Source organism: Flavobacterium sp. LS1P28, from assembly GCF_003970335.1.
Taxonomy (GTDB): domain Bacteria; phylum Bacteroidota; class Bacteroidia; order Flavobacteriales; family Flavobacteriaceae; genus Flavobacterium.
In genome coordinates, this window is sequence record NZ_RYDI01000019.1 from 29,450 (window position 1) to 45,152 (window position 15,703).

The window sequence follows — 15,703 nt, forward strand, 5'->3', positions numbered from 1 at the left end:
TTATTTATTGGTTTTTCATTTGTTTTCCCCAGTTTTTCTATACCACTGCAAGATTTTAGGTTAATATTTAATTTGTAACTGTTAATTTATCGTTTTGCCTTGTGTCAAGAATTAATGTTAAAGTAGTAAGACCAACTCCTGACCATTGATTTTTTCTTAGTAAAGTTCCATTATAATGAATTTTAGAAAAAACACCCAAAGAGAATGTTAAAGCAATACTATTTTCCCCGTCAGAAACTAACTCTTTTTCAAAATATTGCATTCCACCTGCTGCTGCGGTTATCGTAATATTTGCTGTTCCGTCAAACGGCACACCGTTGATTGTTCTTGCGGTCGCAAGCGCTGTGGCTGTTCCTGCATTTCCGGTTATGGTTGTTTGGTCACCTGTGTTTGTATTGCTTGTATTTCCAAGGACAGTTTGTTGAGCATTGGTAACATAGTTTTTATCTGCAGAAGCAGCAATACTTGCTGTAGTTGCGGGAACAGCCGAAACATTTGCACCATTTCCTGTTAATAACCCAGTTTGGGTTGTTGTTGTGGCTACAGTAATTATATTTGGACCGGCAGCGCCAGTTGAGCCAGCCGTTCCGTTTGCACTAAACAAAGCATAGGGCACACTCATTAATTCGTTTGTACCAGCAATGGTGTAAGCGGTTCCGCCTGTTGGGTCGGTTTCTGTTTTTATAAAATAAGGACCAGTTGCCCAGTTGATACCCGAAAATGTACCTGTTATAATTGTACCTGTTCCAATTTCTAAACTTACTAAACCATTGGAGTTGGTGCTTGGTGTTTGGGTTTCTACATACACAGCTGTGCCAGTTGATGAACTCTGCAATATGCTAATTTGCATTCCAATAGGTGTTGATGTTATTAATGCGTTACTATTGTTACGAATTACGGCTTGGTAACTCATTTTTTGTGGGGCTTGTGCAAATACGCTTACCGTTAATAAAAGCCCTACTATGATTAAATATAACTTCGTCACAGTTTTTATTTTTTAATGATTTTAAATGTTTTTACTTCTTTGTTATTGTTGACCACTTTCAAAAAATAAATGGCACTTGGTAAATTTTCCATACCAATTGTTTCGGTGCTGCTTACTATTTTTCGGCTTTCAATTAATTTTCCGCTGATGTCGTAAAGTTGAAATCTCAAAGTTGAAAGTTCGGCGTTACCTACATTAAGCGTTAAAAAATTGGTAGTAGGGTTTGGGTAAGCTGTTAATTCCAATTTAATGGAATTGTCTTCTATGCCCAACACAATAGAAATTATGTAGGATTGTTGCACGCCTTGTGCTACCGAACCGTTTGTACCTGTATTGGTGGTATAAACAACTTGCCCTACCGAATAAGCAACTGTTCCTCCGCTTCCAGAAGCATCGCCGCCAGTGGCAGTGATTGCTTGTTGTGCTTGTGCTGTTAGTAGCCCAAAGCCTAACAAGAATAATATAACTATTTTTATTTTTTTAATGTTCATATTACTTATTCTAAAGAAGGGTCTAAAAATTCATTTTTAGAGATTTCAATAAAAGTTGAGGTCGCTTTTTTCATCGAACTAATTTTATTGATAATAAGTGTCATTTTATCGTACACTAAATTGTCTTTAATTATATAATCATAGGCTTCATACTCATGAGCATCAACAGCTATTTTAATATTTTGCTGACCCGAAACCATTATTACATAAATGCTAGGATTGTAGCGTTTTATTTTTTTTAAAACTTCTAATCCTGTTATTCCATCCATGTTGTGATCCAAGAAAATAATGTCTGGATTTTGATTTAGATTATTTAGGCAATCATTCCCATTACTGAAACATTTAATATTGCTGTAGTTTAGGTTTAACAAATATTGTTCGTGCATTTTTGCACAAAAAACATCGTCGTCTACTATAAAAAATTTGAATGAATTTTGATTTTGCATATTATCTAACTATATTGTTAAGATCTAATCCAAAAGCAAGCCAAAAAGTTAAGTAGCTTATTATAAAGGTTTTAATAAAATAAAATGGTTTATTTTTTCCATTTTTTGGAAAGTATTCCAACTTTTGAAAAAAGCAAAATGATTGCTTTTTTCTATCCATGCGTCAGAGCTGCTGGAGATTACGCATCGGTAAGGAGATTACCGCAATGCGTTCGCAATGACAGATATAGCTATTATTTTCAATAAAAAAGAAAACTTTATGCGTTTAATTCATTTTTCTGAAGTTGGGAAATTACAAGTTGTAATGTTTTTTTTACCAAGATATAAATAGTTGTAATTTGCCCTTTATTTTGTGTTTCTTTTGCTATTTTTTCTAAAGTTTTCATTTCACTCTGAATAGACAGAACACCCATATGATCGGTGCTGGGTCTAATTTTATGGATTAATTGGCTAATTTCCAGAAAATTATTTGATTCCAACGCTGCATCTATTTTTTCAATAGTTGCTATTGTTTGTTCCACAAAGACACCGACCATTTTAAGCACAAATTCATTGTTGTTTCTGCTCAAGTTTTGTAATGTCGTCAAATTATAAAGTTTCTCAATCGAAGCTGTTTCTGGAAATTCTGGTTCAGCAACGGATGTTATTTTGTTCACGGTATATTTTGCAATGGTTTCAATTAAAATGTCTTCATCAAAAGGCTTGGCGACATAGTCGTTCATGCCTGCTTTTTTGCATTTATCAATTTCTGTTTTAAATGCATTTGCGGTAAGCGCAATAATCGGCGTTGTAATATTTAGTTCGTTTCTAATAATTAGGACTGCTTCGATACCACCCATTATTGGCATTTGGATATCCATAAGAATAATGTCGAAGGTTTTATTTTTCAAAATCTCGACGGCTTCCAGGCCATTTTCAGCTTCGGTTACTTCGCAATTATAATATTGCAAAGAATTTTGGGCCACCATTCGGTTCAAATAATTGTCTTCAACCAGAAGAATTGAAATATTTTTTAATCTGATAACGGGTTTAACAATATCAAGGTCAACGGCATTTTCCTTGCTTGACTTGGGATAATTGAGGTATAGACAAATAGTTGTTCCCCTATTTTTTTCGCTTTCGATCTCAATTGTGCCGCCCATTAACTCGACAAGCTCCTTGGTGATCGGCAAGCCCAGACCTGTACCACCATATTTCCGGGTGGTTTCTTTAACTTCCTGCGAAAATTTATTAAAAATAGTCGAAACAAAGCTGCTTTCCATTCCTATCCCGGTATCCGATATCGAAATTTTTAATTTTTGGGAGAAAGTGCTGTCGTCAACAACTTCACAATTAATTGAAATACTGCCTGTACTAGTGAATTTTATGGCATTACCAACAAGGTTGTATAAAATTTGTTGCAGCCTCATAGCATCTCCTACCAATACATTTCGTATTTCTTTTGAAATAGTGATGTTAAAATCCAATCCTTTTTGTTTCAGCATTGGATGCAACACTGTTGTAACATTTGAAATGGATTTTTCAAAGACAAAATCTACAGATTCAAGACTCATTTCTCCAGATTCGATTTTTGAAATATCTAAAATATTATTGATGATGGCCAGTAAATGCTTGGAGGCTATGGAGCAGTTATTGATATAGTCCTTTTGAAGCCCGGTAAGTTCCAATTTATCTAATTCCCTTAAAAAACCTACAATTGCATTAAGGGGCGTTCGTATTTCGTGACTCATGTTGGCCAAGAATACTTCTTTGGCTTTGGACGATTTTAACGCGTTTGTTTTTTCTTTTTCAAGATCGGACTCCAATTTTTTTTGGTCTGTTATATCCAGATGAATTCCTATCGAACCTATTACATTTCCTTTGTTGTCGTAGTTGGGAGCTCCACTAATTGTCAACCATCTCAGTTCCCCTCTTTTATTTTTGATCGGGATTTGATAGATGTCTGAAACGCCTTGTTGTCTGAGTTTGATTTTGGAAGTAAGGATGTCCAAATTGTCTTGACAATCAAAAAAATCTATTAAATTTCTGCCTACAAGTTCGCTTATTTCGTAACCTATTATGGCGGCAAAACTCTGGTTTGCATATTGAATAATCTCGTTATTGTCCACTTCTATCAATCCCAGGTTCATGTGTGTTATTACGTTTTGGAATTTCTCCTCTTGAATTTTTCGAATATTTTCTGCTGCCTTTTTATCGGAAATATCCTGAATGAAAGCACAGAAAAAAGTTTCTCCATCTTGTGTCATAGGAGTGATGGTAATTTCGGTAAGGAATTCATCTCCGGCCTTATTTACTCCGTAAAGCTCTACTTGTTTATTCAAGAACTCAGTATGTCCTTCACTTAAATACTGGTATATGGAATTATCCCAAAGTTCTTTATTACGGGTAGGAACCATAAAGTCTGTAAAGACTTTTCCTAATACTTCCTCCTCTTTCCATCCAAAAACAATTTCAGACTGATGATTCCAAAACGTGATTTTCTTGGCACTATCGATAGTAACTATTGAATTTAGTGAAGAATTCATAATTAAGAGATTGCGCTCTTCACTTTGTTCCAATAGTTTTTGGGTTTGTACTTTTTCGGTAACATCGTTATATTTCCAGAGCTGCCCTTTGAATTCATTATCAACAAACAAGGGGATGTAATCGCGCTCTATAAAGTGATTGTCCAAGGTTTCCAGTAATTCTCCTATAACAAGTTTTCTATCAATTAATGTTTTATTCGTTTTTATAATTAAGCGTTCTGCATCTTTAAAAAACAATGGTGCCTCATTTACTGCATTTGAACCATCCGTACCAGCCAATTCCTCTGGTTTACTATCGATATTACGCATATCGCAATAGTGTTGATTAACAAATAACAGATTACGATTTTGATCTTCCATTCTTATTCCGGATCTAAGGTTGGCCAATATCGTTTTTAATAATTTTGTGCTTTGGGATAGCTTTTTTTCGGCTTCCTTCCTTTTGGTAATATCTTGAATAAAGCCACTGTAATAGCGTATGCCATCTTGAACAATTGGTGTTATGGAAGTTTCTCCATAAAATTCGTTTCCAGCTTTATGGAGTAAAGTTAATTCTAGCAGTTGATTACTATATGAATTTTTCTCATTTTTAGGGTATTTATCTATTACTTTGTTCCACGTATCCCGGTAGCGCGAAGGAATTAATAAATCAATCATGTTCTTTCCTAACACTTCCTCTTTTTTCCAGCCAAAAACAGTTTCGGCTTGTAGATTCCAAAAAGTTATTTTCTTGGAGCTATTGATAGTTACAATTGAATTTGGAGAAGAATTCATTATAAAACGGTTATACTCCTCGCTTTGTGTTAGCAACTCTTTTGCTTTTTTTTGTTCAGTTATATCACGGGCAATTGCGTAAATTTTTCCGGTGACAGGATTGGGAGTTGCGTGCCAATCGAACCACAAATAATTTCCATCTTTTTTGCGATACCTGTTCTCAAAATTTATAGTTTTAACATCTCTTTGCAGTTTCTTAATTTCTTTTAGGGTTAAATCAATATCATCAGGATGTACGAAACTCAGAAATTGACTTTCGAGCAATTCTCTTTCGCTATAACCTAATGCCTTTTCAAAATTTGAATTAATGACTTCAAAATAACCCTCCACATTTGCAATACAAGAAAAGTTAGCTGTGTTGTAAAAAAAATGTTTGTATTCCGTTAGTTTTTCTTCTGCTTTTTTTCGTTCGCTAATATCACGTCCAACTGCGTAAAGTTCTCCTGTTATTTCATCAGAAATAGCATTCCAGCTTATTGACGGGTAATCGCCATTTTTTGTTATAAACCGATTTTCGAAGTTTATCGTTTTTTCTCCTGTTGCTAATTTTTTAATTTCATTAAAAGTGGTAGTAACATCATCAGGGTGAATGAAGTCATAAAACGGTTTTGCAAGCAATTCTTCTATTGTCCACCCTAAAGTTAGTGTAAATGCAGGGTTAAGTTTTTTGAAATATCCATCAGTACCAGCCACGCATTTCAAATCAATTGAAAGGTTGAACATTTTTTCTAATTTATCCTTTTCAGCATTTTTTTTTCTAGATACAATTTGTGAAACTACTTCATTAGCCAAGAGTGTCAATACCCGCCTTTGGTCGGCAGTTAATTTTCTAGCTTTTCTATCAATTACACAAAGAGAACCTAGCGCATAGCCATCGGGATCTATTAATGGATACCCGGCATAGAATCGGATATTGGGTTGATCTGTTACTAAAGGGTTGCTTAAAAAACGTTCGTCCTTTGTTGCATCTTCAATTTCAAAAAAGGATTCATCATTAATTGCATATTGGCAAAAGGAAATACATCTTGGAGTTTCGGGTGTCTCTAAACCAATTTTAGATTTAAACCACTGCCTGTCCTTATCAATTAAAGTAATTAATGCAATGGGAACTCCGCATATTATCGATGCTAATTGTGTGAGACGATCAAATTCTTCTTCTGGTAAAGTATCAAGAATATTGTATTGAGCCAAAGCATCTAAACGAGCTACTTCATTTTGTGGTATCGGGAGATTTTTATTCATCATATTTAAAAGAAGTTGAATGATTACGTTTATTTGGCATTCTCAGAAGATTGAATTAAATTATAAATGGTTGATTTTCCAATAGCTAGCTTTTTTGCTGTTTTTAACACATCATTATTGTTTTTTTTTAAATAATGAGCTATAATTTCGGCAGTATATTCTTTTAAAGTTTTTTCTACAGATAGGAAAAAATCGGTGTTATGGATACTGTTGAAAGTAAGGTCATCCGGCAAAATCTTGTTGTTTTCACACATTACACACGCTAAATCGATAACCGCTTTTAATTCTCGAATGTTTCCGGGAAAGGGGTATCTTAGTAGTGTATCTTTAGCTTCTTTTGATAAGAATATAGGTTTCATCTTATTGTCTTTTGTAAATAAGTCAATAAAATATTTGGCTAATAACAACGTGTCATTTCCTCGTTCTCTTAGTGGTGGCAACTCTATGGGTAAACCAATAATTCTATAATATAAATCTTCTCTAAAAGTTCCATTTTTTACTTCTTGAGCCAAATCTTTGTGGGTAGCAATTATCAATCGAGCATCAAATTTTATTTTAGTAGTTCCGCCTAAACGAACCACTTCTCTTTCTTGCAAAACTCTTAGTAATTTACTTTGAAGATTCAAATCTAATTCGGCAATTTCATCCAGAAAGATTGTTCCTCCGTTCGCTTGTTCAAATTTTCCAATATTTCTGGTATTGGCTCCCGTAAAAGCTCCTGCTTCGTGACCAAAAAATTCACTTTCCATTAATTCTTTAGGTATTGCAGCCATATTTATGGCGATAAATGGCTTATTTTTCCTTTCTGAATTATAGTGAATAGCTTTGGCAACAACTTCTTTTCCTGTTCCGGTTTTTCCAGTTATTGAGACATTGATATTCGTATTAATAGCTTTATTTACTTTATTAAAAATTTTTTTTATGGCATCACTTTGCCCAATTATCGTTTTTTCGAAACTGTATTTTTGTTCTAATTGTTCTTTTAATTCTTCTACTTCGTTTACTAATAGAAGATTTTCTCTAATTTTAATGATTGCATTCCAAAGCAAGCCTTTTGTGTGTTCGCTTTTAACAATGTAATCTTTGGCACCCGATTTTAAAAAGTCGACAGCAACCTCAATATCATCTTGACCGCTTATGATAATAATTGGGATTTTGTTATTTGTTTCCTGAATCTTTTTTAGCAGTTTATCCCCTGTAATGTCAGGTAAACCAAAATCTAAACATATAATATCTGGCTTTAGATATAAATTACTGATACACTCTTTTCCGGTTTTAAAAAGATGTATATCAAAATCAGGATTTAGCTTCAAATGGTATTTTAAAGCTTCTCCAAAAAAAGGATCGTCTTCAATTAAGAAAATTTTTAAGGAGGTCATTGGGTATTTGTGTTTTGATAAGTTGGGATTTGGTTTACGTCAAAATTACAAAAAAAATAAAATTAAAATATTTTTTCAGTTTTTAATTGTAAAGTTTTAATTTAAATCTAAATATGGTTGTCCGTTACTTTATCCAAACTACATTTTACAAATGAAATTTAGCTCTTTTGTCATTTCGACCAAAGGGAGAAATCACATAACGAGAGCAACTGATGTGATTTCTCCTTCGTCGAAATGACAAAATAAAACGCAATGGAATTAGTAACGGATAGTCATAAATCCAGAAAAGGCGCTATTTTACGAATTGCGCCTTTTTAATGTAGGAGTTCAAGTCTTATAATCTGTCTTTTATTATAATTTTTTTGATATAATTTTATCATCTGAAATTTGCCAAAGACGGTTTAGTGAATACTCGTGTAGACAACTTTTATGAAGTATGTGGTCAAGCACAAAAATCTATTCATTGGAAACATAAAAAAGGAAAGGAATTCTTTGAACATCTTTTACGTAGACTAATAAAAACAAGAAGTGGTGAGGAAAGAAGTCGTTTAGAAAAAGGAACTAAACCTGATTTAGAAAGATTATTGACAATAGCTAAGAATAGTAAACCAATGAATTTTGAAGTTTTTATAGTTCAACCGAGCTTATCCATAACGAATACATCTCAAAGTATCTTAACATTACTTGGGGTAACCGAAAATTATTTAAAGGAAGTCGGAGACATTAACCTGAAAGTAATAGTAAACAAATAACTATTATATTTTATATACTTATTTCAAGCTATCCCAAACTGTAGCGGTATCTTTTTAAACAGTAACACTTCTTTCGGATGAATATAAAGCCACTCTTTGTCATTACTTTATTATCATAACAAATAAGAAATAAAAAACAAATGTTTGCTATTTAAAACATAAAGGCTATTTTTGTTCAGAATAACGAACATTTTAAAAAATGGCAACGAAAAAACAGACCGTATTCCCAAAGTATGACAAGATATTGGAGCAAATGGGAGAAAACATAAAAATGGCTCGTAAAAGAAGAAAACTCACTATGATACAAGTCGCGGAGAGAGCCGACATTTCAAGATCCACATTACACCTAATCGAGTTAGGAAACACAAGTGTGGCAATGGGTGCTTATTTCAATGTACTCAGAGTATTAGGCCTTCAGGACGATTTCCTAAAACTAGCTTCAGACGATGAACTCGGAAGAAAACTCCAAGACCTCGAACTTCTAAAATAAAACCACTCTACTTAACTCGCACTAAAATTCCCCTCCTTTGGAGGGGTGCCCAAAGGGCGGGGTGGTAAATTAATAATATAAAATGGCAACTAACAAAACCGACATATACGTTTACGCACATTTGCAATATTTGATTTTAAGAGGAGGACTGCCAGTGGCAGTCTGGTATAATCTCAATTTAACAATATAAGATGTCTATAAAAACTGAAATATACGTATATGCACATTGGAAGGGTTTACCTGAACCCAAGATAATTGGCATCTTATCAGCACAACAAGCTAAAGGCAAAAAAGCATTCAGCTTTGAATACAATAAAGACTGGATAAAATCAGAACAAAAATTCCTGTTAGACCCGGACATTCAATTATATGGTGGACCACAATACCCAAACAAAAAAGAAAACTTCGGAATCTTTTTGGACAGTATGCCCGACACTTGGGGAAGAACACTGATGAAGCGGAGAGCGGCGCAATGGGCAAAAGAAGAAGGAGAAAAAGCACCAACACTCTATGATATTGATTTTCTGTTAGGTGTTTACGATGAAAGTCGTATGGGAGCATTACGCTTCAAAATAAATCCGGAAGGAGATTTCTTAGACAACAACAAAACAGCTTCAACACCGCCTTGGTCATCCATTCGCGAACTACAAAATGCAGCTGCTAATTTTGAAAATGACGATGACAATGATGAGGTAAAAAAATGGCTATCTGTGTTGATGGCACCAGGTTCTTCACTCGGAGGAGCTAGACCAAAAGCCAATATCTTAGACAATGATAAAAGCCTGTGGATTGCCAAATTCCCATCCAAAACCGACACCACAGACAAAGGTGCCTGGGAATTCCTATCCTATAAATTGGCAATAAATGCGGGTATAGAAATGGCACCATGTCGTATCGAAAAAATAATGGGGAACTACCATACATTTTTCACAAAACGCTTCGACAGGGTAAACGGAGAAAGAATACACTTTGCATCCGCAATGACCATGACTGGAAACAATGAAGATACAATCCGGCACAATCCGGCAAGCTATTTAGACATAGCCGAATTTATTAGTAATCATGGAACAAATATAGTAGCTAACTTATACCAATTATGGCGCAGAATAGTATTTAACATAGCTATTTCAAACACAGATGACCATTTAAGAAACCACGGCTTTATCCTGACCAAAGAAGGTTGGATATTGTCACCAGCCTATGACCTAAACCCCTCAATTGAAAAGGATGGTTTGGCTTTAAATATCGATACCGATAATAACGACCTCGATTTCGAATTAGCAAAAAGTGTTGGAGAATATTTCCGCCTAAACAAAGAACAAATGGAAACCATCATACAAGAAGTACTCCAAGCAACAAGCAATTGGAAAAACATTGCTAGTGAAATAGGTATTTCAAGAGGAGAACAAGAATTGATGGTAAAAGCATTTAATTCCTGAACATCATTATGATAGAATCATCTTTCGACAAAATAATTACAACGTTAACCCGTTCGCGCGGAATTGCATTCCGTGCCCATTCCTATTAGCAAATGAACAATTACTCCAAACCAGAACGTTAGCGCTAATATTTCAGAACTTATATCTAAAAAGAAATTCATATGAACAAACAGGAATTTAATGACCTACAAAAAAAATTTGGTGAGGAAACTAAAAAAAGAAAGTTTCAAAAAGTCTTCAATTTCTTTTCAACTCTAATTTCTATTCTAGGAATAACAGTCATTTCGTATTACTTTCTCGAAACTCTTTTTATAAAAAATGACACTCAAAAGTTAAAAATAGAAAATCAAAATATACAACTTCAGGAGCGTATATCTGAGTTAGAGAATAGGCTGAGAACAAAAGATTCAACTATTTCCATTTCGTCACCAAGTGAAGAGCGAATTCAAGATTTGGAAAAGAAGATTGAGACATTGAATAATATTATTATCGAAAATCCTGAGAAGTCATTAACAATTCCACTTTTGAATAAAGATATTGAAAATATCAAAAAAGAAAACGAGTTACAAATTGAATTAATAAAGGATAAAGTTGAAACCGTTGTGGATTTAAATAAGTGGATTTTAGGCTTAATATTTTCGTTACTAATTACAATTGTAATATCAAACTTGGCCAAAAACAAACCGAAGAATAATCTGGAAGAATAAATACTACTACCACTAACAGCTATGCTCCTATGTAAAGCAATTAAAATTATCAACAACTTTTTTAAATTGAGAGATATGTTGGTGTTTCTCGAGTTTAAAATGCCGTAGGCTTAAGATAGAAAAAGTTATTATGATTTTTTCAATAATACCAGCTCTTCGAGGTCTTCTGACCTCGAAGCTATAGTAGTTATTTACTCGCTTTTATAATACAGTTTTAAATCAGCTCTTTGAAGTTTACTTACCTTGAAATATAAATAGTTACAGTTTTTCATAATTAGGTATTCAAATTTTAGTAAAAGTGGTGCCCGTAAAAAGAGCGTCATAATTCAAAACTTCCTATCAAAATTTTATTTTTTTTGTTGAAAATTATAATCTACAACAATTCCGTCAACCAACATCTTAGAACCTTCATACGTAATTGCTCCGCCTGAAGGGACACAAATAATAACTGCAGCACTTTCTGGGGCAATCTTTATTTTGGCCAACGAAGAAACCTTTCGAGCAACAAAACGTCCGGATACTGTATTATATAAATCTACTTTTTTTCCCTGCTCTGTTTGTATAATAACTTTTTTAGTATTGCTATGAGGATTGTAATATAAAAAAGAAGGATAGGCTTTGTCTTTAAAAAAATCGGTAGCCAATAAATTTAATTGTAGAATTCCACTCACATTTGTTGCTCGAATAATACTTCCAAAAATACCCACATGTCCGCTTCCATAAACACTAAATTGAGATTCTTGAGGATTTTCACCCGCTACCCATAGTGGACCATCTCCTTGCGCAACAGGCCCTTTTAAATTTTCATACGCTTTATAACTGGATTGTTGAATGATACCTTCATATCCGATAACTCCTTTAGTAACCTCTGCCAATTGTGGAATCGTTTCATGTTCATCAGGCATGTATTGCGGATAGAAAAATCGAGAAGCATTCGCGGCATTCAACATCCATTTACCAATTGCCGTGGCATACGATTGATTGTAACGAACCATTGGAACCATTGGCCAAGCCATATCATAGGTATTCATCAAAAAACCATATCCTCCGTGATCCACCGTACTTCCCACTGTTCCTGAAATATCAAATCCATTCCAATTGCCTACTAATACGCCCCAACCTTCCCGGCAAATGGCGGTTCCATCGAAAGTCCACTCCAACATCTTAGCAGTGTCGTAATCTTCCCCCTCTTCAGCATTTATTCGGGCGGACAAATAAGCACCAAAAGGCATTAATAATTCATAGGTTGGATTTATAGATTGAGATTGTAGTGCAGATAAGGCACTTTTGGCTCCTTTTAAATATCTTGGATCTCCAAACTTTTTATAAGCAGAATACAATACCCAGGCATGTCCAGCAGCTGCATCGGGTTGGGCACAGATGTTATTATTCATTGGTTTCATTTTACCGTAATCAAAATAAGAATAATTATAATTCCCATTCAATATCGAATCAGCTTTGAAGAATTTTTCAGCAATACTTCTCGCAATAACATCAAAACCAGGCTCGTTCGGATATTGATCATAAACAGCATAAAACAACAGATTTGGATAAATATCATACCACCAGTCTCTCCCATAACCTCCTCCTAACAAAGCAACCTCTGGACTAGTATTATTCATCATAATGTCCCAACCCGTTTCAGTATTAAAATAATTTTTCATCATACTGACATGATTCCGATTCTCTTGATTGCTTTTATCAATACCTACTAAACTAGCACCTAAAGTAGCTCCCATAGTAGCCAACGATTCGTGAAACATTCCTTTATTATTAGAAGGCCCTTGTCTTACATCGCCAACAGCAGTGTACAAACCAACAACATCTTGAGGAAAATTATTTTGGCTCTTGTCAATCCATACCAATGGCCAATATTTACCTTTAGCGTTGAAATCATATACGGTACTGTCAAAACGGACCGCCATTTTCTTATAATCTATTATTTGAAATGGTTTCGGCAAGTTGGGCATTTGATCTACACGAGCAATATTTTTTTGCTTTATTTGTGCTGAACCACTTAGTACGCAAAGGATAAAAAATAGACTTGTCAAAGTGATTTTGAAAATAGTATTCATTATTTGTTTGATTTAATTATAAATAAAAATTTATTTTTTGATTCTGTATTTAAACAATTTTCTCTGCAACTTCCTTCATAACTTTACTATCAATTTCAGGTTCATCTGGAGAAAGTAAATTTCCTTCTGCAATAATTTTTTTGGCGACAAAAATAGAACTCAACTGCAATACCGCTACAATTACAATTGCATATCGTAAGGCAATTTCGGTTGAGATAGTATAGGCCAAAACCAAAAAAGTACCTGCTCCCAAAAAGCGACCTGCAAATAATCCTGCCTCATGATTCAAAATATAAGCAAATTCTCCTCTTTTTTCAATTTTTGAAACAATATCGATTACCTTAAATTGGATTGGAAAATAGGCCAAATCCATCAGCGGTTTTGCAATCAATAATAATAAAATAAAAATAATAACACCCGTTTGATTGAATAATAATCCATTGACCACTGCTCCTAAAGCAAACAAAACGAGTCCTGCTGTAAATATCTTAATTCGGTCTGAAGGTTTTGCAATTCTTCCTATAACATACATAATTACGGCTGCAATTATGGCTCCAATGGATTGTGCTGTACCCAATGCTCCTTCTTTTCCTATCAATAACATGATTAACATGGCGGGGGCTGTTACAAGAAAACCCTGTACCAAACCTTTCAATAAGGATAATGACAACAACTTATACCAGAGTTGGTGAAATTTAAAAAACACATATTTTTTCTGTATTGGATTTTGGAACGTCCCCCTAAAACAAACTATAGAGGCAATGACAGTTACTAAAAACACAATTCCGGTAATGATTAAATAAGCAGTATGAATTTGTGCGGTATCCCCGCTAGATTCAATAAACCAACCTATAGTAATCGGAATGACAACAGCAATAATCGTGTAAAAAAAAGTTTCCAAACCATAATAATAATTTCGGTTTGTATCATTAGTTATGGCCAATGCCAAATAATCTCGGTTAGACCAATAAAAACCAAAAGACAATCCCATAGTAATTCCAGCAAATCCTATTCCTACTAAATCAAGGGTCTTCAAGGACATCATAATCATCATAGAAACACCACTGAGCATCATTCCAGCTGAATATAGTTTTCTAATGTTGAAGTGTTTTAATAAATAACCATTTAGTAAAAAAGTGAGTGGAATCCCTGCATAAATTGTCAGTTGATAAATAACCACCTTAACGGGATCATTGGAACTTCGCATTACATAAGCAGCCACAAAAATATCTATTACTGGTAAAACGATGGCATACACCAGATTTGTAAGTACTAATATTTGAAAATTGTGCGTCTGACTTTTAAAATGACCAATTTCGGTTTTTAGTTTCTGGAACATTAGTTAAATTTTAAAAGTGAATAAATGTCTTTGATCGAAAATTCTGCACCACAAACAAACTCATCGGAAGCACCATAATAAATAGTGATAGTATCTCCGTCTGACTGCACAATATGTCCGTTAGTAAAAACTACGTTTCCAAAAAAACCACTCAATTCATAACTTGTTGTTGGAACCATTATAGGACCTTCTGTTCGTGCAATTACTTTAGTAGGGTCTTCTAAATCCATTAAAAAGGCACCCAAACAATATTGATGCGAGGCGTTAGCCCCATGATAAATAGACAACCAACCTTTTTCTGTTTTTATAGGGGCAGCACCTGCACCCACTCTTTTACTATCCCACAACCCGGCTCTGGTTTTAATAATACACTGGTGATTTCCCCAGTGCAAACCATCAGGAGAGGACGTAATCCAAATATAGTTCCCACCAATATCCACACTGCTTGGACGGTGTAAGGCGTAATACAAACCATTAATTTTCGCATCAAAGATGGCACAATCTTTATTATGCGGAGGCAACATCATTCCATGCGATTCAAAATTTTTCCAATCGGTGGTAGTGCGTAAACCAACGCCAACACCATTTGGAGAAACAGACGTAAAGGTCAAATAATACTTTCCGTCCAATAAAGCGACACGACAATCTTCAATTCCAAAAGTCTCCAACATACCTTCGCCAACCAAAGGAGGATAATTTTCTGGTTCATGAAATTCGATTCCATCCTCACTACATACTAATCGAAGATGCGATAGTGTCGTCAAATAATCAACCCCTTTATAATTAATGACTCTAGCATCACTGGCGTCTAATTCAGGATCATTTGTTGGGATTTCAATAATTTGAATCGCCCCTGTTTCCGTTAGTATTGGAAACGAAATGATATTTTCTTTTTGTTTGGGTCTTTCAGCAACTCTAACCAAAAGCCACGTTTTTCCTTCAAATTGAAATACTCCAGGATTAAGCAAGCAGGTAATTTCTAGACCCTCTCTACTAGGAGGAAGAGCTGCCGGTGATAATAAGGGATTTTGTGTAAAACGTTTTGCGATATCGATCATT

At 34.4% G+C, this 15,703-nt stretch carries 12 protein-coding genes; 4 read left to right on the top strand and 8 right to left on the bottom strand.

Annotated features, from left to right (window positions below):
- Window positions 1-67 precede the first annotated feature (67 nt).
- The 5 genes from EKL97_RS15720 to EKL97_RS13220 form a co-directional block, all read right to left on the bottom strand.
- Complete coding sequence (locus EKL97_RS15720) at window positions 68-985, bottom strand: hypothetical protein (RefSeq protein ID WP_199739624.1); 918 nt, start codon at window positions 983-985, stop codon at window positions 68-70.
- 5 nt (window positions 986-990) lie between these two features.
- Entirely contained in the window at window positions 991-1,476 is a 486-nt protein-coding gene (locus EKL97_RS13205; protein WP_126462701.1) for a T9SS type A sorting domain-containing protein, read from the bottom strand.
- 5 nt (window positions 1,477-1,481) lie between these two features.
- Window positions 1,482-1,922, bottom strand: coding sequence for a response regulator (locus EKL97_RS13210; protein ID WP_126462704.1), 441 nt, complete (start codon window positions 1,920-1,922; stop codon window positions 1,482-1,484).
- 257 nt (window positions 1,923-2,179) lie between these two features.
- Window positions 2,180-6,466 (bottom strand): PAS domain S-box protein, encoded by a 4,287-nt coding sequence (locus EKL97_RS13215; RefSeq protein WP_126462706.1) that lies wholly within the window; start codon window positions 6,464-6,466, stop codon window positions 2,180-2,182.
- A gap of 26 nt (window positions 6,467-6,492) precedes the next feature.
- The gene (locus EKL97_RS13220; protein ID WP_126462709.1) at window positions 6,493-7,842 is read right to left on the bottom strand and encodes a sigma-54-dependent transcriptional regulator; all 1,350 of its coding nucleotides are present in this window, start codon (window positions 7,840-7,842) and stop codon (window positions 6,493-6,495) included.
- A gap of 404 nt (window positions 7,843-8,246) precedes the next feature.
- Here EKL97_RS13220 and EKL97_RS13225 point away from each other — a divergent pair, with 404 nt between their 5' ends.
- From EKL97_RS13225 to EKL97_RS13240, 4 genes are all read left to right on the top strand, one after another.
- Window positions 8,247-8,594, top strand: coding sequence for a hypothetical protein (locus tag EKL97_RS13225; RefSeq protein WP_126462711.1), 348 nt, complete (start codon window positions 8,247-8,249; stop codon window positions 8,592-8,594).
- A gap of 199 nt (window positions 8,595-8,793) precedes the next feature.
- On the top strand, window positions 8,794-9,084 hold the full coding sequence (locus EKL97_RS13230) for a helix-turn-helix domain-containing protein (RefSeq protein WP_126462714.1): 291 nt from the start codon (window positions 8,794-8,796) through the stop codon (window positions 9,082-9,084).
- A 191-nt stretch (window positions 9,085-9,275) separates the two neighbouring features.
- Complete coding sequence (locus tag EKL97_RS13235; RefSeq protein WP_126462716.1) at window positions 9,276-10,523, top strand: type II toxin-antitoxin system HipA family toxin; 1,248 nt, start codon at window positions 9,276-9,278, stop codon at window positions 10,521-10,523.
- 161 nt (window positions 10,524-10,684) lie between these two features.
- A complete protein-coding gene (locus EKL97_RS13240) occupies window positions 10,685-11,230 on the top strand; it encodes a hypothetical protein (RefSeq protein WP_126462719.1) in 546 nt (181 codons plus the stop codon).
- A 347-nt stretch (window positions 11,231-11,577) separates the two neighbouring features.
- Here EKL97_RS13240 and EKL97_RS13245 read toward each other — a convergent pair whose 3' ends face one another.
- Genes EKL97_RS13245 through EKL97_RS13255 form a run of 3 tightly spaced genes read right to left on the bottom strand, consistent with a single transcriptional unit; the run spans window position 11,578 to window position 15,702 of the window.
- The gene (locus EKL97_RS13245; RefSeq protein WP_126462722.1) at window positions 11,578-13,305 is read right to left on the bottom strand and encodes a hypothetical protein; all 1,728 of its coding nucleotides are present in this window, start codon (window positions 13,303-13,305) and stop codon (window positions 11,578-11,580) included.
- Between the two features lie 49 nt (window positions 13,306-13,354).
- A complete protein-coding gene (locus EKL97_RS13250; protein WP_126462724.1) occupies window positions 13,355-14,644 on the bottom strand; it encodes an MFS transporter in 1,290 nt (429 codons plus the stop codon).
- Window positions 14,644-15,702 (bottom strand): glycoside hydrolase family 130 protein, encoded by a 1,059-nt coding sequence (locus EKL97_RS13255; RefSeq protein ID WP_126462726.1) that lies wholly within the window; start codon window positions 15,700-15,702, stop codon window positions 14,644-14,646. The genes EKL97_RS13250 and EKL97_RS13255 overlap by 1 nt, the downstream gene beginning before the upstream one ends.
- Between the last annotated feature and the right edge of the window lies 1 nt (window position 15,703).

Excerpts from the sequence above, each read along its gene's own strand:
- EKL97_RS13205 (WP_126462701.1), bottom strand. The coding sequence starts at position 1,476 with ATGAACATTAAAAAAATAAAAATAGTTATATTATTCTTGTTAGGCTTT.
- EKL97_RS13210 (WP_126462704.1), bottom strand. The coding sequence starts at position 1,922 with ATGCAAAATCAAAATTCATTCAAATTTTTTATAGTAGACGACGATGTT.
- EKL97_RS13215 (WP_126462706.1), bottom strand. The coding sequence starts at position 6,466 with ATGATGAATAAAAATCTCCCGATACCACAAAATGAAGTAGCTCGTTTA.
- EKL97_RS13220 (WP_126462709.1), bottom strand. The coding sequence starts at position 7,842 with ATGACCTCCTTAAAAATTTTCTTAATTGAAGACGATCCTTTTTTTGGA.
- EKL97_RS13230 (WP_126462714.1), top strand. The coding sequence starts at position 8,794 with ATGGCAACGAAAAAACAGACCGTATTCCCAAAGTATGACAAGATATTG.
- EKL97_RS13235 (WP_126462716.1), top strand. The coding sequence starts at position 9,276 with ATGTCTATAAAAACTGAAATATACGTATATGCACATTGGAAGGGTTTA.
- EKL97_RS13240 (WP_126462719.1), top strand. The coding sequence starts at position 10,685 with ATGAACAAACAGGAATTTAATGACCTACAAAAAAAATTTGGTGAGGAA.
- EKL97_RS13245 (WP_126462722.1), bottom strand. The coding sequence starts at position 13,305 with ATGAATACTATTTTCAAAATCACTTTGACAAGTCTATTTTTTATCCTT.
- EKL97_RS13250 (WP_126462724.1), bottom strand. The coding sequence starts at position 14,644 with ATGTTCCAGAAACTAAAAACCGAAATTGGTCATTTTAAAAGTCAGACG.
- EKL97_RS13255 (WP_126462726.1), bottom strand. The coding sequence starts at position 15,702 with ATGATCGATATCGCAAAACGTTTTACACAAAATCCCTTATTATCACCG.